This is a genomic window from Streptomyces sp. NPDC052012 (assembly GCF_040689265.1).
Classification (GTDB): domain Bacteria; phylum Actinomycetota; class Actinomycetes; order Streptomycetales; family Streptomycetaceae; genus Streptomyces.
Map to the genome: position 1 here is coordinate 208,707 of NZ_JBFAXA010000002.1, position 20,539 is coordinate 229,245.

At 73.0% G+C, this 20,539-nt stretch carries 18 protein-coding genes; 7 read left to right on the top strand and 11 right to left on the bottom strand.

Features of this window, described 5'->3' with window-relative positions:
- Positions 1-67 precede the first annotated feature (67 nt).
- Both AB0412_RS04655 and AB0412_RS04660 read left to right on the top strand, forming a co-directional pair.
- On the top strand, positions 68-1,555 hold the full coding sequence (locus AB0412_RS04655) for an FUSC family protein (RefSeq protein WP_366401007.1): 1,488 nt from the start codon (positions 68-70) through the stop codon (positions 1,553-1,555).
- Positions 1,556-1,669: 114 nt separating this feature from the next.
- Positions 1,670-2,725 (top strand): lactonase family protein, encoded by a 1,056-nt coding sequence (locus AB0412_RS04660; protein ID WP_366401008.1) that lies wholly within the window; start codon positions 1,670-1,672, stop codon positions 2,723-2,725.
- A 170-nt stretch (positions 2,726-2,895) separates the two neighbouring features.
- Here AB0412_RS04660 and AB0412_RS04665 read toward each other — a convergent pair whose 3' ends face one another.
- The 4 genes from AB0412_RS04665 to AB0412_RS04680 all read right to left on the bottom strand — a co-directional run bounded on the left by AB0412_RS04665 (position 2,896) and on the right by AB0412_RS04680 (position 6,843).
- Complete coding sequence (locus tag AB0412_RS04665; RefSeq protein WP_366401009.1) at positions 2,896-3,828, bottom strand: hypothetical protein; 933 nt, start codon at positions 3,826-3,828, stop codon at positions 2,896-2,898.
- Positions 3,829-3,912: 84 nt separating this feature from the next.
- Positions 3,913-4,941, bottom strand: a complete 1,029-nt coding sequence (locus AB0412_RS04670; protein ID WP_366401010.1) for a BadF/BadG/BcrA/BcrD ATPase family protein — start codon at positions 4,939-4,941, stop codon at positions 3,913-3,915.
- Positions 4,938-5,615 (bottom strand): uracil-DNA glycosylase, encoded by a 678-nt coding sequence (locus tag AB0412_RS04675; protein ID WP_366401011.1) that lies wholly within the window; start codon positions 5,613-5,615, stop codon positions 4,938-4,940. Before AB0412_RS04675 ends, AB0412_RS04670 begins: the two co-directional genes overlap by 4 nt.
- A gap of 73 nt (positions 5,616-5,688) precedes the next feature.
- Positions 5,689-6,843 (bottom strand): exo-alpha-sialidase, encoded by a 1,155-nt coding sequence (locus tag AB0412_RS04680; RefSeq protein WP_366401012.1) that lies wholly within the window; start codon positions 6,841-6,843, stop codon positions 5,689-5,691.
- A 170-nt stretch (positions 6,844-7,013) separates the two neighbouring features.
- On the opposite strand from AB0412_RS04680, the gene AB0412_RS04685 reads away from it, so the two are divergent.
- A complete protein-coding gene (locus AB0412_RS04685) occupies positions 7,014-7,598 on the top strand; it encodes a hypothetical protein (RefSeq protein WP_366401013.1) in 585 nt (194 codons plus the stop codon).
- Between the two features lie 97 nt (positions 7,599-7,695).
- On the opposite strand, the gene AB0412_RS04690 is transcribed toward AB0412_RS04685, so the two are convergent.
- Both AB0412_RS04690 and AB0412_RS04695 read right to left on the bottom strand, forming a co-directional pair.
- A complete protein-coding gene (locus AB0412_RS04690; RefSeq protein WP_366401014.1) occupies positions 7,696-9,711 on the bottom strand; it encodes a HEAT repeat domain-containing protein in 2,016 nt (671 codons plus the stop codon).
- A gap of 128 nt (positions 9,712-9,839) precedes the next feature.
- Positions 9,840-11,534, bottom strand: a complete 1,695-nt coding sequence (locus AB0412_RS04695) for a DNA alkylation response protein (RefSeq protein ID WP_366401015.1) — start codon at positions 11,532-11,534, stop codon at positions 9,840-9,842.
- 73 nt (positions 11,535-11,607) lie between these two features.
- On the opposite strand from AB0412_RS04695, the gene AB0412_RS04700 reads away from it, so the two are divergent.
- Positions 11,608-12,417, top strand: a complete 810-nt coding sequence (locus tag AB0412_RS04700) for a PaaX family transcriptional regulator C-terminal domain-containing protein (protein ID WP_366401016.1) — start codon at positions 11,608-11,610, stop codon at positions 12,415-12,417.
- 86 nt (positions 12,418-12,503) lie between these two features.
- Here the strand turns inward: AB0412_RS04700 and AB0412_RS04705 are convergent, their stop codons facing one another.
- Positions 12,504-13,301, bottom strand: a complete 798-nt coding sequence (locus AB0412_RS04705; RefSeq protein ID WP_366401017.1) for a pectate lyase — start codon at positions 13,299-13,301, stop codon at positions 12,504-12,506.
- 232 nt (positions 13,302-13,533) lie between these two features.
- Positions 13,534-14,613, bottom strand: a complete 1,080-nt coding sequence (locus AB0412_RS04710; protein ID WP_366401018.1) for an NADH:flavin oxidoreductase/NADH oxidase — start codon at positions 14,611-14,613, stop codon at positions 13,534-13,536.
- Between the two features lie 157 nt (positions 14,614-14,770).
- On the opposite strand from AB0412_RS04710, the gene AB0412_RS04715 reads away from it, so the two are divergent.
- Positions 14,771-15,160, top strand: a complete 390-nt coding sequence (locus AB0412_RS04715; protein ID WP_366401019.1) for a helix-turn-helix domain-containing protein — start codon at positions 14,771-14,773, stop codon at positions 15,158-15,160.
- 8 nt (positions 15,161-15,168) lie between these two features.
- Here AB0412_RS04715 and AB0412_RS04720 read toward each other — a convergent pair whose 3' ends face one another.
- The gene (locus tag AB0412_RS04720; RefSeq protein ID WP_366401020.1) at positions 15,169-16,515 is read right to left on the bottom strand and encodes an FAD-dependent oxidoreductase; all 1,347 of its coding nucleotides are present in this window, start codon (positions 16,513-16,515) and stop codon (positions 15,169-15,171) included.
- 216 nt (positions 16,516-16,731) lie between these two features.
- On the opposite strand from AB0412_RS04720, the gene AB0412_RS04725 reads away from it, so the two are divergent.
- Positions 16,732-17,214 carry a DUF6214 family protein gene (locus AB0412_RS04725; protein WP_366401021.1) on the top strand — a complete coding sequence of 161 codons (483 nt, stop codon included), beginning with the start codon at positions 16,732-16,734 and terminating at the stop codon, positions 17,212-17,214.
- A gap of 244 nt (positions 17,215-17,458) precedes the next feature.
- On the opposite strand, the gene AB0412_RS04730 is transcribed toward AB0412_RS04725, so the two are convergent.
- Positions 17,459-18,127, bottom strand: a complete 669-nt coding sequence (locus AB0412_RS04730) for a DUF305 domain-containing protein (protein WP_366401022.1) — start codon at positions 18,125-18,127, stop codon at positions 17,459-17,461.
- A gap of 181 nt (positions 18,128-18,308) precedes the next feature.
- On the opposite strand from AB0412_RS04730, the gene AB0412_RS04735 reads away from it, so the two are divergent.
- Complete coding sequence (locus AB0412_RS04735) at positions 18,309-19,811, top strand: hypothetical protein (RefSeq protein WP_366401023.1); 1,503 nt, start codon at positions 18,309-18,311, stop codon at positions 19,809-19,811.
- Here AB0412_RS04735 and AB0412_RS04740 read toward each other — a convergent pair.
- Positions 19,799-20,527 (bottom strand): helix-turn-helix domain-containing protein, encoded by a 729-nt coding sequence (locus tag AB0412_RS04740; RefSeq protein WP_366401024.1) that lies wholly within the window; start codon positions 20,525-20,527, stop codon positions 19,799-19,801. The genes AB0412_RS04735 and AB0412_RS04740 overlap by 13 nt on opposite strands.
- Positions 20,528-20,539 lie beyond the last annotated feature (12 nt).

Genomic DNA, 20,539 nt, shown 5'->3' on the forward strand with positions numbered 1-20,539 from the left:
CGCTGCGGACCCCGCGGCGCCTTTTTCATGCCACATTCCGAACGACACTCCCAGGGGGCGGTAAGCAGTGCTGAAGAGGGTGTTCATGGCTCCGGACCCGGGCCGCGTGCGGCTGCGCTTCGCGGCCCGCGCCGTGCTCGGCATCTCTCTGGCCGTCGTCGTGTGCGGCCTGGCCGGACACTCGCTCGCGGGCGCCGTCACCGGCGGGCTCGCCGCCCTGCTCGCCCTGTTCACCGTCACCGACCCGACGGTCCGCGGCCAGGCCGTCACCACCGCGCTGCTGCCGGCCGTCGGCCTGCCCCTGCTCGCCGTCGCGGCCGAGCTGCACGACCAGCCGCTCGCCCGGGACCTCGCTTTCCTCGCCGTGGTAGGTGCGGGGGTCTACGCCCGGCGCTGGGGTCCGCGCGGGCACAGCCTCGGCGTGTTCGCGTTCATGACGTACTTCGTGGCGCAGTTCCTGCACGCGACCCCGGGCCAGCTGCCCGAGCTGTACGCCTCCGTCCTGCTGTCCGTGCTCGCCGCCGCCGTCGTGCGCTTCGGGCTGTGGTGCTACGAGCGCCGCATGCCCCCCGCCGTCGTACCCGCCCCGCCGGGCGGCACCGGTCTGGCCCGCATCACCACCCGCCAGGCGATCCAGGCGACCGCCGGCGCGGGATTCGCCCTCGTCGTCGGCCAGCTGGTGTCCGGCCAGCGCTGGTACTGGGCCGTCGGCGCCACCTGGTGGATCTTCGTCAACACCACCTCCCGCGGGGAGACCCTGGTCCGCGGCTTCCGCCGGTTCATGGGCACGGTCCTCGGCATCGGGCTCGGCCTGTTCGTCGCCCTGCCCGTGCACGGGGACGCGTTCCCCACCGCCGTGATCGTGGCCGTCTCCGTCTTCGGCATCTTCTACACCGCCGCTGTGTCCTACACCTGGATGATGCTCTGGGTGACCTTGCTCGCCGCGATGCTCTACGGCCTCCTGGGCGTCCTGAGCCCGGAACTGCTGGCCCTGCGGCTCGTGGAGACCGGTGTGGGCGCGCTCGGCGCCGTCCTCGCCGTGGCGTTCGTGCTGCCCGTGACCACGCACAGCGTCACTGACGCCTGGATCCAGCGCGCCTTGCGCTGCGTCCACGCCTGCACCGCCGAGACGGCCGCCCGCCTGGCCGGGACCGAAGGCGCCGACCCGAGCCCGAAGGTGGCCGAGCTGGAGCAGCTGCTCGCGCGGGTACGGCTCTCCGTCGCGCCGCTGGTGCACCCGCTGAACCCCATGCTCGGCCGCAAGCGCCGGGCTCGCCGGGTGCTCGGCCTGCTCGACGACTGCGCCCGGGAGATCCGCGGCCTCGTCGCCGTCGCCGCCGACCCCGAGGCCTCGCACGACGCCCGCCTGGCCGCCGCCTGCTGGCGCGTGGAGGCGGCGGTCGAGGCGCTCACCGGCGGCCGGGACCTGCCGGTCCGCACCGCGCCGGCCGCCACGGAACCCGCCCTGGCCCATCTGCACGGCCTGGAGCGGGCCCTGGCCGAACTCGCCGCGCCCCTGCGGGCCCCGTCCGGCTCCCCGCTGGTGGGCGCCTGAGCCGCAGCACACATCCGGCCGTCCTTGGTCTGGACCTTCCGTGATCGACTGCTACCGTCAGCCCGACGAGCGGGCCCAGTGGTTCAGTGGACAGCGGGACGAGAGGGGACAGCCGTGGCGGACGGCAGGCGACGGGCGTACATCGGATCCTTCACGGCCGCCGGAGGCCCCGGCATCGTCACGGCGGCGATCTCCCCCGACGACGGCGCGCTGACCGCCCTGGGCACGGTGAACGGCGTACCCGACCCCTCCTTCCTGGCCCTGTCGCCCGACGGCCGCACGCTGTACGCCGTCAGCGAGACGTCCGAAGGCGCGGTGGCCGCGTACCGCGTGAGCGGGGACAGGCCCGAGCCGGACGGCCCCCCGGTGCCCGTCGACGGCAGCGGGCCGACCCACCTGAGCCTGTTCGCCGGTCACCTCCTGACCGCCAACTACGGCTCCGGCAGCGTCACGGCCGTGCCCGTGCGCGCCGACGGTTCCCTCGCCCCGGCCGCGTCCGGCAGGCTCCTGCACACCGGCTCGGGACCCCACCCGCAGCGCCAGCAGGGGCCGCACGCCCACCAGGTCCAGCCCGACCCGAGCGGGCGCTGGGCCGTCACGGTCGACCTCGGCACGGATTCGGTACGGGTGTGCACCCTGACCGGCGGCGCCCTCGCCCTGCACCGCGAGATCGCCCTGCGCCCCGGCTCGGGCCCACGCCATCTGGCCTTCCACCCGGACGGCACGCGGGCGTACCTCCTCAACGAGCTCAGCCCCACCCTCGTCGTCTGCGCCTGGGACGCGGCTCAGGGCCTGCTCAAGCCGCTCACCGAGCTTCCGGTGCTGCCCGGCGCCCCGGCGGGCGACGCCTACCCGTCCGGCGTCGCGGTCTCCGCCGACGGGCGTTTCGTGTGGACCGCGACCCGGGGCGAGGACGTCCTGTCGGCGTTCACGGCCGAGGGGCCGGGAGAGCACGACGGGGAGGGGGCGACGCCCGGCCTGCGGCTGGTCGGCACGGTGCCCTGCGGCGGACACTGGCCCCGTGCGCTCACCGCGTCCGGCCGCTTCCTGTACGTCGCGAACGAGCGCTCCGGCGACGTGACCTGGTTCACCATCGACCCGGCCACCGGCATCCCCCGTCGCGGCGGGGCGATCCCGGTACCGGCGGCGTCATGCGTAGTGATCGACTGAGCGAGGGCCACGCTCTCGTGGGGGGCGCGGGAAACGCCCTGAAGGGGCGCGGGGAACTGCGCGACCAGCCCCCACCTACCCGCAGCCGACCGACGACCCCCGCGGCACGGAGAAAGGGCCTGCTCATCATGAGCAGGCCCTTTCTCCGTGTCGGCGTCCACGCCTGCGCGTCAGCGGGCCGGCGTCCCCTGCGGCTGCTGCGGCGCGATGCCCAGGGCCGTCGTGTACTTGGCCAGCGCGAGCTTGCCGATCGCCGGGTACGGGCCCAGCGGCTCGGCGGCGGAGCACCCCGCCTCCTTCGCGGCCTCGGCGATCAGACTCGCGTCGATCTCCGGACCGATCAGATACGGCGCGAGCGCCAGCTGCTGCGAACCGGCGCCGCGCAGCTGCTCGGCGACGGACGCGATCGAACCCTCCTGGTCCAGCGCCGCGGCCATCACCGGCACGGCGAGGCGCGCGGCGAGCAGCATGCCGGTGATCCCGGCCGCCTGCACGGCCTCGTCCCCACCCACGGAGGCCAGGATGATGCCGTCGGCGGCGGTCGCCACCGTGAACAGCCGGGCACGGTCGGCGCGGGCCAGACCCGCCTCGGACAGCCGCACGTGCAGCGCCTCGGCGAGCAGCGGGTGCGGGCCGAGCACATCGGTCAGGTCGGCGGCGACCCGGCTGTCCATCACGGACTGACGGACCTGGCGCAGCAGCGCGCTGTCCGGGCCGGCGAGCAGCGGCACGACCACGGCGACGGGACCGTCCGGCTCCTTGACGTCCAGACCGACGGCACGCGCCTGCTCGAAGCGGGCGGAGCGCTCCTCGGCGGCGCGTGCGAGCACCGACTGCAGCGACGGGAACTCCGCGGAGGCGTCGGCGTCGCCGTCGAGGTAGCCGATCCGGGCGTCGAGGCCGGGCAGCTCGGAGCGGGCGATGCTCACGACCTCGTCGGCGAGTGAGCGGGTGGCACTACTGGGAGTACCCGGCACGGCGAGGACGAGCGCGGGCGCGCCCTCGGGAGCCACCAGGGGCTCGGGACGGCGGTGCCGTCCTGGCTGGCGGGGGCGCGGCATTCGTACTGGCAGGCCGGACGCGGGCCCAGTGGGGGTGCTCATGCTGCGGCATGTTAGTGGCTTCTTGGGCTCCCCTGTTCGGGGAGGGTGCAGGTGAGCGGTATCCGTCCGGATATGTCTGATGAGTTACCTGTCGGCACTCGGCCCACCGGCGAGCCCTTCACCTGCCGGGCTGATCACACGCAGCATCGCCTCGTCACTCGGAAGGGTGAAGGAACCGGCCGTGAGGTCCTCCGCGATCCGTACCGATCCGTGCAACGGATCCCCCTCCGCCGGCACTCGCCGCGCCCCCGGCAACCGCTTCGCCAGCTCCTCGTCCACTGCCGTGACCAGGCGGTCGCCCAGCTTCAGCAGGCCACCGGTGACGGCGACCAGCGGCTCCGTCGCGCCCGTTTCCGGCAGGACGGCCGCGGCGGAGTCCGCCATGTGCCGGGCCGCCGCGCGCAGGATGCCCTCCGCGACCGGGTCGCTCTCGGCGCACTCGGCGACCCGCGGCGCGAACGAGGCGAGGACGGCGGGCCGGTCGCTGCGCGGATACAGCCGACCCGGCAGCCCGGCCGCGGGACCGAACATCTCCTCGGCACACGTCAGCAGCGGGGCGGAGCCGCCCGCACGGCCGTCGTGGGCGCGCAGCGCCGCCTCCAGACCCGCCCGGCCGATCCACGCGCCGCTGCCGCAGTCGCCCAGCAGATGACCCCAGCCGTCCGCCCGGCGCCAGCCGGTCAGGTCGGTGCCGACCGCGATCAGACCCGTGCCGGCGGCGATCACGGCACCGGGCCGGGGGCCGAGGGCGCCGACGTAGGCCGTGACCGCGTCGGCGGCCAGCGCCACCCGACGCACACCCAGCTCACGGGCGAGCGCGCCCGGCAGCTCGGCGCTCAACTCGTCCCCCAGAGTCGCCAGCCCGGCCGCCCCGACCACAGCCGTGACCAGACCCGCAACCCCCGCCTCGGCGGCCAGGTCCCGCGCGAGCGGCACCACTTGTTCCAGGAAATGGCCCGCGTCGAGCCCCCGGGGCCCGGTCCGCACCGGTTCCCCGGAGGCACCCCGGGCCAGCGGCCCGGACCCGACCGCCCCGACGACCGCCCGCAGACCCGAGCCGCCCGAGTCGACGGCGAGATACCCGGGACCCGGCTCCGCCCGTGCCCCGGTCACGGCAGTCGCCAGTCCACCGGCTGGCCGCCCTGACGGATCAACAGGTCGTTGGCCCGGCTGAACGGCCGGGAGCCGAAGAAGCCCCGGTCGGCCGACATCGGCGAAGGGTGCGCCGACTCCACCGCGGGCAAGTCGCCCAGCATCGGGCGGCAGTTGCGCGCGTCGCGGCCCCACAGGATGGAGACCAGCGGCTTGCCGCGCCCGGCCAGCGCCCGGATGGCCTGCTCGGTGACCTCCTCCCAGCCCTTGCCGCGATGCGCGCCGGGCTTGCGCGGAGCCGTGGTGAGCGCCCGGTTGAGCAGGAGCACGCCCTGCTCGGTCCACGGCGTGAGGTCACCGGTGGTCGGCTGGGGCAGGCCGAGGTCGGACGTCAGCTCGCGGAAGATGTTGACGAGGCTGCCGGGCAGCGGGCGCACCTCGGGCGCCACCGAGAACGACAGCCCCACCGCGTGCCCCGGGGTGGGGTACGGGTCCTGGCCGACGATCAGGACGCGTACCTCGTCGAAGGGCTGCTGAAAGGCCCGCAGTACGTGGTGCCCGGCCGGGAGGTAGGTGCGTCCCGCGGCGATCTCCGCGCGCAGGAACTCGCCCATCCCGGCGATGTGTCCGGCCACCGGTTCCAGGGCCTTCGCCCAGCCCGCTTCGACGATCTCATGCAAGGGTCGTGGTGCCACGGGCGTCACCCTACTGCCGTAACGGCAGGGGCGATCAACCAGTGGCCAAGACCGGACGGGACCGGCTCTGCGCTCATCCGACCACCGCGGCCCGCACACACAGCACGTCCGGCAGATGCGCCGCCAACTGCCGCCAGCTGTCGCCGTCGTCCGCGGACGCGTACACCTCGCCGTTGCGATTGCCGAAGTACATGCCCGCCGGGTCGGCGCCGTCGTGGCACATGGCGTCGCGCAGCACCGTGCCGTAGTGGTCGCCCTGCGGCAGGCCCGCGCTGAGCGGCTCCCAGCTCCGGCCCGCGTCCGACGTCCTGAAGACCCGGCAGCGCCGGTCCGCGGGCACCCGGTCGGAGTCGGCGTTGATCGGGAAGACGTACGCCGTGTCACCGCGATGCGGATGGGCCACCGCCGCGAAACCGAACGTGGACGGCAGCCCCTCGCCGATGTCCGTCCAGTGCGCGCCCGCGTCGTCGCTCCGGTAGACCCCCCAGTGGTTCTGCAGATACAGCCGGTCCGGGTTCACCGCGTCCCGGGTCACCTTGTGCACACACTGGCCGAACTCCGGGTCGGGATCCGGCAGGAACACCGCGGACACCCCCGAGTTGGACGGCGCCCAGCTCGCGCCGCCGTCCAGGGTGCGGAACACACCCGCCGTCGAGACGGCCACCGTGACCGCCCGCGGGTCGCGTTCGTCGGTCAGCACGGTGTGCAGCCCCTCGCCGCCGCCGCCCGGCATCCACTTGGAGCGCGTCGGGTGCTCCCACAGCGGACGGATCAGCTCGAAGGTCTCCCCGCGGTCCTCCGAGCGGTACAGCGCGGCCGGTTCCGTCCCCGCGTAGACGACGTCCGGCTCGGCGGCGGCCGGGTGCAGCTGCCAGACCCGCTCCAGCGAAGCCCCGGTGTCCTTGGGGAACTTGACGGCGGGCCGGGACGGCTCCGTCCAGGTCCGGCCCAGGTCGTCGGAGTGGAACACGGACGGCCCCCAGTGCGAGCTGTCGCCGCCGACCAGCAGCCGCGGGGCCGCGCCGCGGGTGTCGATGGCGACCGAGTACACGGCCTGCGCGTTGAAGTAGGGGCTCTCGTCGAACTCCCAGGCGCCACCCCGCCGGCGCCCGATGAACAGTCCCTTGCGGGTGCCCACGGCGAGCAGTACCTCGGTCATGCCGATCACCTCCGCGACGTCGTCCTCGACGTCTTGATTTCGGACATCGGCCAGTCTGCACCCCGCCACTGACAGTCACCTCTGGATCAGACGGCGCCGCAGGTCAGACCGGTGTTGCGACCGTGCGGGGCGAGCACGGCACCGGACCGGGCCCACGGGGCGGTGAGCATCCGGCGACGGCCCGACGTATGGGAGGGCGGCGCGGGAAGGCCCTGCGGGGTGTGAGGAGGGTGCCGTCGATGGCGGTGCGTGGACCGGGGCGTTGGCTGTGGCGCTGGCGGCGCAACCCGCTGAAACGGCGGGCGGACAGGATCGAGTCCTGGTTCCTGCTCGCGTCCTGGACCCTCGTCCTGCTGATCGCCGCGTCCGCCGGTGCGGCGGTGAGCCACTCCGTCGAGCGCGAGCTGGCCAGGGAACGTGCCGAGTGGCGCCGGGTCGAGGCACACCTGACCGAGCGGGCACCGGGAACCGCGCGAGGTGACGGGCGGGACAGCCGCGCCGACCACGTCTGGGCGACGGCGCGGTGGACGGCCGCCGACGGCTCCGTGCACACCGGCCAGATCAGGGTCCAGGCCGGCAGCGTGGCCGGCACCCCCGTCACCGTGTGGACGGATCGCCGGGGCCGCCAGGTGACGCGGCCCGCCACCGTGTCCGAGGCGAGGTTCCGAGCGGTCCTGGTCGGTGCGGTGGCGGCGCTCGGGGCGTCCGTGGTGCCCTTCGCGGCAGCACGCGCCCTGCGCACGCGGCTGGAAGACCGCCGCCTGGAGGAGTGGGACGCGGAGTGGGCCCGGCTGGGTCCGCAGTGGGGTCGCAGCGCGAGCTGAGTCTGGGCGGGTTCGGCTTTGCACCGTGCCGGAGGTGGGGGTCGCTCGCCCGCGCCGGAACTTATACTGCCCGCAAACCACGTCGAACGATGTCGAACTATGTCGAACTCAAGCATGCCTCCCGGCATCTGCGCAGCAGAATCTCGTCCTCGTGGAGGTCGGTGCCGGCGTAGCCGCCGGGGGTCGCTCGATGGCGGCGCCGGGCGGCCAGCTCCGTGCGGAGCAGGTCGCACAAGGGCTCAGCCTCCGGGCCCAGACGGACCGCGAGGGTGGCGATCGGAACGCGGGTGTAGGGGCTCTCCCGCCAAGCTGCCCGCAGAGTGTCCGACGCCGGGTCCGGTTCGCCCGTGACGCGCCACAGGGCGCATGCGGCAGCGGTCCGTTCCCACAGATCGCCGGACCGGATCAGCCGGTACAGGCCCGGCGCGGCGGGACGGGCCGCCGGGCCCATCCGGCCCAGGGCCTCGGCCGCCACCCGGGCGCTGCCGCCCGCCTCGCCGGTCAACTCGCCGAGCAGCAGCGGCAGTACCGCCTCCGCATCCCCCTCCAGCACCCACAGTGCTTCGGCCGCCGCGATCCCGCACGGGCCGTCCAGCAGCCCGCGCAGCACCGGTACCGCCTCCCGGGCGGCGGCACCGAGCGTCCCTAGTGTGCGGGCCGCCGAGGCCACCACCGTCTCCCGCAGGCGCACTTCCGCGGGCAGGCCGGTCATGAGCCGCAGCACCGCCGGCAGTGCCTCGGTGTCGCCGAGGGCCGCCACCGCGCACAACAGGGGGACGGCGCGGTCGTGCAGGTCGGGCGCGTCGAGGGCCAGTCCCGCGAGACGCCCGCGCAGCGCCGGGGCGAGCGGGGCTGCGGTCCGTCCCAGGTGGGGGATCACATGACCGAGTTCCGCAGGAACGATCGGGCCCGCCAGCACCTCGGCCAGCACCGGCACCGCCCGTGGATCACCGGTGCGTGCCAGCGCCTTGAGCGCGTCGCCGAGGGCCGGCGTCCCCCGCTCCCAGGTGCGGACGCGTGTCTCGGGACGTTCGGTGACCAGGGTGTGCAGCGCGTCGGCCGCGGGCGCCGCCAGCTCGTGGAGCTCGGCGAGTACGGACACCGCGGCATCGCGCAGCCGGACGTCCTCGCCGGGCAGCTGGGCGCCGATCAGGGCGACGGGCTCCGAGTAGTCGGCGCGCCAGGTGCGGAACAGGCCCGTCGACATCCACACCGCGTTGCACCGGTCGACCGGATCGGGGCAGGCCAGTTGTCCCGACAACAGCGCGATCCGTTCGGTGACCCGGTCGTCGAGGGCGGTGTGCAGGGTGCGCAGCAGCTGGGAGCCCTCCTCGTCCGAGGGGCGCAGGAGCCGCAGCCGGCCGATGAGCGTGTCGGTGCCGGGACGGTCCGGCTCGTCGGGGAGGGCGGGCCGTTGCCGGGCTCGCTCCCTCAGCAGCCGCAGGACGTGCGGGACCAGATCCGCGGGAAGCCGTTCGGGCGCGCACCCCGCGAGCTGGCCGAGTGCCGCGAGCCGCAGCCCCGGGCCGTGGGGAGGCGCGCTCTGCGCCTCCAGCAGATCCACCGCCTCGCCGGCGCGGGCGGGGTGCCGCCGGGCGAACCGGCCCAGGCCCTCGATCAGCGCGAGCAGCACCCGGTCGTCCCGCTCGGCCCTGATCCGCTCCCGCAACAGGCAGAGGGCCCGCTCCGGTTCGTCCAGGAACCGGACGACCGCGCCGGCCGCCGCCCGGCGCACCGCGGCGTCCGGGTCCGTCATGAGCCGGACGAACACCTCGGCGCCCGCGCGGACGGCTGCCCGCGCCCGGGCGGCAGTCCCGTCCCCGCCCGGCTCGTCACTGGCGACACCACCGATGCTCGCGAGCAGTTCCACGATGCCCGCCCGGTCCCGGACCTCTTCGCGGACGGCGAGCGCGAAGAGGAACGGGACGCAGGCGAGCGTCGAGTCGTACACGTCTCCCTGGTGGTGCACGGCGCCGTACATGCCGTCGAGCGCGGTCTCCCGCTCGGCGGCGTCCGCGGAGGCCAGCCCCTCCAGCAACGCGGGCACGTCCTCCGCGCTGCCGTACGCATGCCGCATCGAGGCCCAGTCGACCTCGTCGATCCCCGTGAACACGTTGTCCTCCCCGGGCGAAGTGCCAACTGTCCGCGAGTCTGCACCACTGCACTGACAACGAAGCGCAGCCGAGGGGTGACTTGGGGTGACTGTGCGCAAATCATGCGCCCCGGTGGCTTGATGCGGGGTCAGCCGCCGTCCGGAAGCGCCCGTTCCAGGATCGCGTCGAGGTCGGCCGCCGCGGGGAGCGTGCCAAAGGCGTGGCCCCAGTCGCCGCCGAGCCGTGTCGCACAGAAGGCGTCGGCGACGGCGGCCGGAGCGTGCCGGACGAGGAGGGAGCCCTGCAGGACCAGGGCCATCTGCTCCACCAGCCGGCGGGCCGACGCCTGCGATCCGTCCGCGAGTTGCTTCTCGAGCCGGGCCACGGCAGCGTCCAGCCGGGCGTCCGCACCCTTGGCCGGCGCGAGTTCGTCGAACAAGGCCCGAGTGGTGGCGCGGTCCCTGCTCAGCGCCCGCAGCACATCCAGCGCGTTGACGTTCCCCGAGCCCTCCCAGATCGACAGCAGCGGCGCCTCACGGTAGTGCCGGGGCATCCCCGACTCCTCGACGTAGCCGTTGCCGCCCAGGCACTCCAGGGCCTCGGCGGTGAACGCCGGACCCCGCTTGGTGACCCAGTACTTTCCGACGGCGGTCGCGATCCGGCGGAACGCCTGCTCCCGCGCGTCCCCGCGCACCGCCCGGTCGGCCGCACCCGCCAGCCGCAGCGTCAGCGTCGTGGCGGCCTCCGACTCCAGCGCGAGATCGGCCAGAACGTTGCGCATCAACGGCTGGTCCACCAGCCGCGCCCCGAAGGCGCTGCGGTGCCGCACATGGTGCCCCGCCTCGACGAGCGTCTTGCGCATCAGCGCCGCCGACATCATCACGCAGTCCAGACGGGTGCAGTTGACCATCTCGATGATGGTCTTCACTCCCTGCCCCTCGGGGCCGACCAGCCAGGCGACGGTCCCGTCGAACTCGGGCTCGGAGGAGGCGTTGGACCGGTTGCCGAGCTTGTCCTTCAGCCGCTGGATGCGGAAGGTGTTGCGGGTGCCGTCCGGCAGCACGCGCGGGACGAGGAAGCAGGACAGCCCGCCCGGGGCCTGCGCCAGCACCAGGAACACGTCGCACATCGGCGCCGACGTGAACCACTTGTGCCCGCGCAGCGTGAACACCCCCGCCTCCGCGGTCGGCGTCGCCACGGTGGTGTTGGTGCGGACGTCCGAGCCGCCCTGCTTCTCGGTCATCCCCATGCCGGCCAGCAGGCCACGCTTCTCGGCCGGCACCCGCAGGCCCGGCTCGTACTCCCGGCTGGTCAACAGCGGCTCGTAGACCTTCGCCAGCTCCGGCTGACGGCGCAGGGCGGGCACCGCCGCGTACGTCATGGAGGTCGGGCAGCCGTGACCCGCGTCGGTGTGCCCCCACACGAGCCCGCCCGCACTGCGCGCGACATGCGCGCCGGGCCGGTCGTCCGCCCAGGGGGCGGCGGCCAGCCCCTCGGCCACAGCCGTGCGCATCAGATGGTGCCAGCTGGGGTGGAACTCGACCTCGTCGATGCGGTGCCCGAAGCGGTCGTGGGTGCGCAGTTCGGGCTCATGGCGGTTGGCCTGATCGCTCCACTCCTGCACCTGCGCGCTGCCCGCCACCCGGCCCAGCCGGCGCACGTCCTCCTCGGCCCAGCCTGCGCCCTCGCGCCGCAGCCCCTCGAGCAGGGCGGCGTCCTCGGAGGCGTCGTAGGGGGCCAGGGGGCCTGCCTGGTTGGTGACGTCGTGCGTGGCGTACCCGTCGAGTCCGCCGCCCGGTCCGCCCGGACCCGGACGCTGCTCCTGCGTGAAAGTGGTGACCATGACCGGAGTGTTGCACCATGCCTACGGCTGTAGCAATAGTGCAACAGCAGCTCCCCGCGTACAGTACGGACCCATGCCGATCAACGACCCGGTGCTCCCCGGCGACCTGCGCCTGCGCTCGCTGTCCGCGCGGTCGGTCGTGCTGAGCCTGCTGCTCGGCGCGCATCCGCCGGAGCTGCCCGCGCGGGACCTGGTGCGGCTCATGGAGGGATTCGGCGTCGGCGGCTCCACCCTGCGGGCGGCGCTCAGCCGCATGGTGGCCGCCGGAGATCTGCGGCGCACGGACACCGGCTACCGTCTCAGTGACCGGTTGCTGCGACGTCAGCGCCGTCAGGACGAGGCCGTGCGGCCCCGCACGCGCGCATGGAACGGCGACTGGGAGATGGTCGTCGTCACCGCCACGGGCCGTGGTGCCGCCGAACGCGCCGAGCTGCGCACGCGGCTCGCGGCCCTGCGCCTCGCCGAACTGCGCGAGGGCGTCTGGCTGCGCCCGGCCAATCTGGACCGCCCCCCGCCCGCCGGACTCGACACCGTGGCCCAGCACTACACGGCCCGCCCCGACCTGCCCGCCCGCGACCTCGCCGCGCGTCTGTGGCCACTGGACGCCTGGTCCGCCACGGCCCGTGCCCTGCTCGCGCACATCGAGCGCCTGGACCGACCCGCCGACCGCCTCCCCGCATTCGCGGCCGTCGTCCGCCACCTCCTCGCCGACCCCGTGCTGCCACCCGCCCTGCTTCCCGCCGGCTGGCCGGGCGAGGCCCTGCGGGCCGCGTACACCGACTACCAGCAGGAGCTGGCGGGCGAGGTGCACGCGCGCGTAGCAGGCGACGCAGGCGACACCGACTACACGGACTGCACGGACTGCACGGACGGCACCGCGTGACCGGGCCGGACGCGCGGGCGGCCGTACGGGGCCCCGCGCGGGAGCCTCGTACGGCCGCCTGTGTCAGTGGGCCGGTCCGTGGGGGACTAGCGGTAGGTGATGTCGGACGACGTGTACTTGCAGTACGTGCCGTCGGGGCCCGAGCCGTTGCTGTCGGGCTCGTCACCGTCGTCGTTGCCGATGTACTTCTGGCACGGGACGATCTTCTTGCTGGTGTCGCCGATGATCGTGATGTTCCGCAGGGTGGCGCTGTCGCCGTAGTTGGTGTTGATGCCGGCGATCCGGCTGCCCTTCCAGGTCACCTCGATGGTGTTGAGGTTGATCGTCCGCTTGTACTGCGTGGAGCAGTTGCCGCAGGAGCGCACGAAGGTGCCGAAGTTCTTCACCGCGAAGTTCGACACGTTCAGCGTCCCGGCGCCGTTGAACTGGAACACCTTGTCGCTGGCTTCCTTGGCGCCGCCGCCGGTGACGGTGTAGACGGCCGACGACGACTTGCCCTTGAAGGTGGCGGCGTCCTCGCCGACGTCCTCCCACCACACGTTCTGCAGGGTGCATGAGCCCTTGCAGTGGATGCCGTCGGCCGCGGGGGCGCCGAGGATGACGTTCTTCAGGACCGCGCCGTCGGCCAGTTCCAGGATCGGCCCCTGATCCTCGTCCTGGCCGCCCGAGCCCAGGTCGCCCGTGCCGTACAGGCGCTTCATCCCGTAGTCCTTGGTGCCGGAGACCGAGATGGTGGAGGAGACTCCCTGACTGCCGTTGGGGGTCGGCCACGTGGCGGCGCCGGCCGGGGTGGCGGTCATAGTCATGATCATGCCAACCGAGACGCCGAGGGTGGTGAGTGCGCCGGCGAGTGCCCTCGTGCGTGGTCGTGTCGCAGAAACCATGTTCCGAACCCTTCTGTGTGGGGAGTTTCGGAGCTGAGTCGTCTACTTGAACCTCGTTCAGCATGTTGTCCATCCTGCCGTCATTCGACGGTGGCGGGTCATGCTGTTGAACGGAACGTAGGGGGTAAGCGCTTTCTGGTCAACGGGTCGCGCGGAAAACAGGACCGCCCCGCCGGGCCGTGGGGGCCTGCGGGGCGGTGCGGGTCAGGGGCAGGGGGTGCCCGGTGGGTGGCTAGACGGAGCGGTGGTACTGGTCCGGCACGTGCACCTCGCCACCCAGCTCGCGGGCCGCGTGGCGGGCCCACGAGGGGTTGCGCAGCAGTTCGCGGCCCAGCAGGACCGCGTCCGCCTCGCCGTTGGCCAGGATCTTCTCGGCGTGCTCGGCCTCGGTGATCAGACCCACGGCCGCGACCGGCATGGGCGTCTCCTTGCGCACCCGGGCGGCGAAGGGGACCTGGTAGCCGGGTTCCGTAGGGATGCGGACGCCGGGGGCGTTGCCGCCGGTGGAGACGTCGAGCAGATCGACGCCGTGGGCGTGCAGCTCGCCCGCGAAGCGGACCGTGTCGTCCGGGGTCCAGCCGGCGTTCTCGAGCCACTCGGTGGCCGAGATGCGGAAGAACAGCGGCTTGTCGTCCGGCCACACCTCCCGCACGGCGTCGACGACCTCGAGGGCGAAACGCGTCCGGTTCTCGTGCGAGCCGCCGTAGGCGTCGGTGCGCCGGTTGGAGTGCGGGGAGAGGAACTCGTTGATCAGATAGCCATGGGCGCCGTGGATCTCCACGATCTCGAAACCGGCGGCGAGCGCGCGGCGGGCGGCGGCCGCGAACTCCCCCACGACCTCCTTGATCTGGTCCACGGTCAGTTCGTCCGGCACGGCGTGCCGTTCGTCGAAGGGGAGCGGGCTCGGGGCGACCGGCTGCCAGCCGTGGCCCTCGGGCCCGACCGGCGCGCCACCCTTCCAGGGGCGCTCGGTCGACGCCTTGCGGCCGGCGTGCGCGAGCTGGATGGCGGGCACCGTGCCCTGCGCGGTGAGGAAGCGGGTGATCCGGCGCAGCGCCTCGGTCTGGGTGTCGTTCCACAGGCCGAGGTCGTAGGGCGAGATCCGGCCCTCCGGGGACACTGCGGTGGCCTCGACCACGATCAGGCCGGTGCCGCCGGCGGCCCGAGCTGCGTAGTGCGCGAAGTGCCAGTCGGTGGGAGCGCCGGCCTCGGGGCCCTCGGGTGCGGCCGAGTACTGGCACATCGGCGCCATCCACACGCGGTTGGGGATCGTCACATCGCGCAGGGTGAAGGGCTCGAACAGCGCGCTCACGGCGGGCTCCAATCGTCACGGGACCGGGGTCTGCTCGTACGATAGCCTTCGTAGTACGAGGAATGTCAAACTACGAGAGGCGTCGAACTAAGAGAGGCGCCGAATCGCGAGGGTCGTCGAACTACGAGTCCTGTCGAACTACGAGGGTCGTCGTACGATGAAGGCCCCGGACCGATGTGGAGCCGCCGTGACGACCGCCGCACCCGCCCCCAGCAGCCGTGATCTGCCGCACCCCGCGCGGGAGGAGATCCGACTGGAGGGCGTGCTGCACGCGCTCTCCGATCCCATGCGGCTGCAGATTGTCCGTGAACTCGCCACCAAGGACACGGAACTGGCCTGCTCCGCCTTCGACGTGCCGGTCACCAAGTCGACCACCACGCACCACTTCCGCGTGCTGCGCGAGGCCGGCGTGATCCGGCAGGTCTACCGGGGCACCGCCAAGATGAACGGCCTGCGCCGTGAGGACCTGGACGAGCGCTTCCCGGGCCTGCTCGACTGCCTGCTCGCGGCCGCGGCCCGCCAGACGGCCCGCGTGGACGAGGGCTGAGCGGCCCCTTAAGCCTCCGCCCTCCGTGCCGCCGCCAGGAGCGAATCCCAGTCGGGGAGCTTGACCACGGTCCGGCCCAGGGACGCGCCCAGGTCCGCCTCGGCGCGTTCGATCGCTCGCCAGCCCGTCCACTCGACCGGCTCGATCCCCGCGGCGCGCAGTGCCGGCAGCGGGTCGTCGGGCACGTCCCGGCGCAGCAGTTCGCCGGCGTCCTCGAGCAGCGACGTCACCGTCTCCTTCGCGCACGGTCGGTTCGTGCCGATCACGCCCGTCGGGCCCCGCTTGATCCAGCCCGCCACGTACGCACCGGGCGCGACGGCGCCCTCGCGCAGCACCCGCCCGGCGCTGTGCGGCACCGTGCCGGTCGCGGCGTCGAACGGCAGGCCCTCCAGCGGCACCCCGCGATACCCCACGGACCGCAGCACCAACTGCGCCTCGACGTCCTCGAATCGCCCCGTCCCCCTCACACCCCCGCTGCCGTCAGGGACCGTCCGCTCGAAGCGCACCGCGCCCACCCGGCCGCCCTGCTCCAGCAGTTCGACGGGGCGGAGGAAGAAGCGCAGCCGGATCCGCCGGTGCACCTCCGGCGCGGGGGGCGTCCCGGCCCAGCCGCGCAGCACCTCCACGTTGCGGCGCTGGGCGGCGGGCAGCGCGGAGGGGTCCGGGAACGCGGGGTCCAGCGCCAACTCCTCCGGGTCCACGACGATTCCGGTGCCGGGCAGCGTGCCCAGCTCGCGCAGTTCCTTGGTCGTGAACCGGGCCTGGGACGGGCCGCGCCGGCCCACCATGTGGATGTCGGTCACGCGGCTCGCCGCGAGCGCGGTCAGGGCGGCGTGCGGCATGTCGGTGGGGCTCAGCTCCGCCACGCCCCGGGCCAGCATCCGGGTCACGTCGACGGCGACATTGCCCACGCCGATCACCACGGCGGAGCGTGCCTCGCGCAGGAAACCGTCGTCGACGGCGTCCGGGTGCGCGCTGTACCAGGACACGAACTCGGTCGCCGACCAGCTGCCCGGCAACTCCTCACCGGGGATGCCGAGGTGCCGGTCGGTGGCGGCGCCCACGCAGTACACCACCGCGTGGTACAGCTCCTCCAGCCGGGCGGCCGGCACCCCGCCGGGCCCCACCGGCACCCCGCCGAGGAAGCGCACCCGCTCGTGCTCCAGGACGGTGCGCAGGTTGTTCTGCAGGGACTTGATCTTCTCGTGGTCCGGTGCCACGCCGTAGCGGACCAGGCCGTACGGGCACGGCAGCCGGTCCAGGACGTCGACGCGCACCTGGGGGTCCTGCTGGACGAGGCTCTGGGCGGTGTAACACCCGCTCGGGCCGGAACCTACGACGGCGACACGCAGCACGGCCGAACTCCTCACCCCGGGGGATCTTCAGGAGATCGCTGATGCCTCCAGCGCTGACGTCTCCAGCATCGCACCGACCGGGCTCCGCTGACAGGGTGCCGTGGGCCGCTCGGGGAGCGTGTTCGTTCGTATGGAAAGTGATCATGCGGTTACGTTGCGTGCGTGCTCGAGTCGTCCTTTCTTCGACTTTCCGATCGCTCTCCGGGGGAGGGCGCGGTGTCCGTGTGGCCCGCGTGGGAGGTGCGGGAGGGGGACCGTGCTACACGGTGGCTCCATGTGCGGCTCGCCTTCGCCGACGGGGCCCGTGTGGAGGCCCTGGCGGTGGTGACCGAGGACGGCGTCCGGGTCGAGGAGGCACGGGCCCGGCCCGGTCTCTCGCTGGAGGACCTGGCGGTCTTCGCCGACTGGATCGAGGAGCCGCTGGCGCGGGCGTGCGGCGTCGGGCCGGGCGGCGGCGACGCGGCCGGCTCCGGGGCGCACCGTGCACGCGCCGACGGGCCGGCGGGACCGGAGGGCGGGCGGCTGGTGGCGCGGGAGTACCGCGCCGCCCAGGCCGAGGGGGCCGATCCGGTCCTCGCCGTGATGGGCGCCACCGGGTGCAGCCGGCGCGGAGCTCTCCGGCTCATCGGCCGCGCACGCGACGCGGGCCTGCTGACTCCGCGCCACGCCCGGCGCCGAGCGGCCGGAACCGCGCGATGATCCCCGTCACGCGCGTGACGGCGACGCCCCTCGCGCGCGTGACGACGCCCCCGCCTGTGCGTGTCGCGGCGGCTCCCCTCGCGCGCGCGTGGTGACGGCTTCGCCTGTGCGTGTCGCGGCGGTCCCCCTCGCACGCGCGTGACGACGGCTCCCCTCGCGCGAGTCGCGGCGCCCCCGCACACGCGCGTGACGAGGACCCGCTTCACGCGCGCCACGGCGGCTCGCGCGACCCCCGCCCCGCGCGTCAGGCCAGATCGCGCATGCGGTTGATCTCGCTCGTCTGCTGGGCGATCACGTCGTCGGCCATCTCCTCGATCTGGATGTTGTTGCCCTGTCCCTTCACGTCCGTGGCCATGGTGATCGCGCCCTCGTGATGGGTGATCATCAGGGTGAGGAACAACTGGTCGAAGGCCTTGCCGTCGGCCGCGCGCAGATTCCTCAACTGCGCCTCGGTCGCCATCCCGGGCATGGTCGCGTGGTCGTGCCCGTGACCGTGACCCTCGTCCTTCTCCGGCTTGCCGTGCTTCTTCAACCAGCCCTTCATCGCCTTGATCTCCGGCTGCTGCGCCGCGGCGATGCGCTCGGCCAGCTTCACGATCTTCGACGACTCGGCGCGGTCCGGGACGAGTTCGGTCATCTCCAGGGCCTGGGCGTGGTGCTCGATCATCATGCGCGCGTACGACACGTCCGCGGAGTTGGGGGAGTCGTCCTCCGCGCGCTGCTCGGCGGCCTCCTCGGCGGACAGGGTGCGGTTCGCCTCCCCGGGCTCGCCGGGCGCGATGACCGAAGGGCCGCTCGCCGCACCCGACTTGGTGTCGTCGGGATCCGACTCGCAGGCGGCGAGCCCGAGTACGGCGAGGGCGGTCAGCCCGGCCGCTACGACGGACGCGCGTGGCACACGGCGATAGAGCACAAGGACCTCCTGTGGCTGGGACACCTCGTGAGTGCTGACGACCGTCCTAGCACGATGACGCGTGTCACTGATCAGAAAACTTCATTGCAGGCTCGTTGCCCCTCTGTTGGTATGTGCATGCTCAGACGATACTGCCGGTGCGAAACCCGTTCCGAGTTGAACGGAACCAGGGAGGAAAACAGTGATCCTGTTGAGATTTTCCCGAACCCGGCGCAGACGCCTGGGAGTTGCCGCGGCGGCCGGAGGCATGCTGGCCGCGCTCCTGGCAGCCGGCCCGGCCGCTGCGATCCCCGACCCCGGGGACTCACCGGCCCCCTCGAAGGAGGTCTCGCGCAGCGACCAGGCCGAGGCCCGTGAGGCCATCGAGAACGGCGACATTCCCGGCCAGGACGAGATCGTCCACTCCGACAACATCCGGCACGTGGCGAACATCCCCAAGGACGCGCTGCCGGGCACCAATTCGGACCTGGCGTTCCAGGGCCGCTACGCCTACGCGGGCAACTACGACGGCTTCCGCATCTTCGACATCAGCAACCCGAAGTCGCCGAAGACTGTGGCCCAGGTGCTGTGCCCCGGCTCGCAGAACGACATCTCCGTCTCCGGGAACCTGCTGTTCCTGTCCACCGACTCCTCGCGCAGCGACAGCAGTTGCAACAGCACCACCCAGCCGGCGACCGAGAAGTCCTCGTGGGAGGGCATGAAGGTCTTCGACATCAGCGACAAGCGCAACCCGCGCTATGTGGCCGCCGTCGAGACCGCCTGCGGCTCGCACACCCACACGCTGGTGCCCGAGCGCAGGAACGTCTACATCTACGTCTCCTCGTACTCCCCGAACGCCGCCTACCCGGACTGCCAGCCGCCGCACGACGGCATCTCGGTGATCAAGGTGCCGCGGCATGACCCGCACAAGGCGGCGGTCGTCGGGTTCCCGGTGCTGTTCCCCGGTGAGGGCCCGGACGGCGGCGGCAACCCGGGTGCGCCCACCAACCCGGGTGTCTCCAAGACCACCGGCTGCCACGACATCACCGTGCTGCCGTCCGAGGACCTGGCCGCCGGTGCCTGCATGGGCGACGGCATCCTGTTCTCCATCAAGGACCCCGAGCGCCCGAAGGTGATCGACCGGGTTCAGGACAACGTCAACTTCGCGTTCTGGCACTCGGCGACCTTCAACCAGCGGGCGAACAAGGTCGTGTTCACCGACGAGCTGGGCGGCGGCTCCGGCGCCACCTGCAACGCGGCGATCGGCCCGAACCGCGGCGCCGACGGCATCTACGACCTCGTCGGCAAGGGCGACAAGCGCAAGCTGGTCTTCCGCAGCTACTTCAAGATCCCCCGTCATCAGGCCGACACCGAGAACTGCGTCGCCCACAACGGCTCGCTCATCCCGGTGCGCGGCAAGGACCTGATGGTCCAGGCCTGGTACCAGGGCGGCGTGTCCGTGTGGGACTTCACCGACTCCTCGAAGCCCAAGGAGATCGCCTACTTCGAGCGCGGGCCGCTGACCACCGACCGGATCGTCACCGGCGGCTCCTGGTCGGCGTACTACTACAACGGCTACATCTACTCGAACGACATCGCCAAGGGCCTGGACGTCCTGAAGATCGACGACCGGCGCACCGACCCCGCGCGATGGGTCCACCTGCACGAGCTCAACGTGCAGACGCAGCCGGACTACTTCGACTGAGCGTCCGGCTCGGGCTTCCGGTCCGGCTCGGCCTGCGGGCAGGGTTCCGGTCCGGTCGCGAAGAAGCGTGACAGATCCGTGCGGCACGGAAGATCCGTGCCACTCGTCCCGCCGGGCACCTCGGTGTCCGGCGGGACACCCATCTCCCAGTCCAGCCGGTAGCGCTTGAACAGCTCGGCGCGCAGCACCGGGACCGGCATCGGCACTCCGGGCACCAGCGCCGCGAACACCGCGCCCATCAGCAGGGCACGCAGCATGGGGTAGTCGCTGTCGACGTCCGCGGAGCCGTGCCGGGCGACGGTGTCGCTCAGCAGCTCGGCCAGCCGCCGCTGCTCCGGGCACGGTACGAAGCCCTCGGCCTGCAGCAGCCCGGCCATGTGCTGGCGCATCAGCACGGGCCGGTCCCGGGCGAGGCCCAGGATCGCGTCGATGGCCCGCGCCATCCGCTCCCGGCCGTCCTCGGTGCGCGGCTCGCGCTCCAGCGCCTCCTCGAGCGTGCGGTGCATCAGCCGGTGCACGGCCGACTGCACGAGCTGGCGCTTGCCGGGGAAGTAGTACGACACCAGGCCCCGCGCGGACCCCGCACGGTCGGCGATGTCGCCGAGGGTCGTCGCCTCGTACCCGCGCTCGCTCACCAGCTCCACGGCGGCCTGCAGGAGCCGCTCCTTCGAACGCCTCCGCAACTCTTCATTGACCGAGGCGCTGCGCGGGGACATGCTGGACTCCTG

Coding starts and splice junctions, on each gene's coding strand:
- AB0412_RS04705 (WP_366401017.1), bottom strand. CDS start 13,301: ATGGTTTCTGCGACACGACCACGCACGAGGGCACTCGCCGGCGCACTC.
- AB0412_RS04685 (WP_366401013.1), top strand. CDS start 7,014: ATGGCGGTGCGTGGACCGGGGCGTTGGCTGTGGCGCTGGCGGCGCAAC.
- AB0412_RS04715 (WP_366401019.1), top strand. CDS start 14,771: ATGAAGGCCCCGGACCGATGTGGAGCCGCCGTGACGACCGCCGCACCC.
- AB0412_RS04700 (WP_366401016.1), top strand. CDS start 11,608: ATGCCGATCAACGACCCGGTGCTCCCCGGCGACCTGCGCCTGCGCTCG.
- AB0412_RS04740 (WP_366401024.1), bottom strand. CDS start 20,527: ATGTCCCCGCGCAGCGCCTCGGTCAATGAAGAGTTGCGGAGGCGTTCG.
- AB0412_RS04665 (WP_366401009.1), bottom strand. CDS start 3,828: ATGAGCACCCCCACTGGGCCCGCGTCCGGCCTGCCAGTACGAATGCCG.
- AB0412_RS04695 (WP_366401015.1), bottom strand. CDS start 11,534: ATGGTCACCACTTTCACGCAGGAGCAGCGTCCGGGTCCGGGCGGACCG.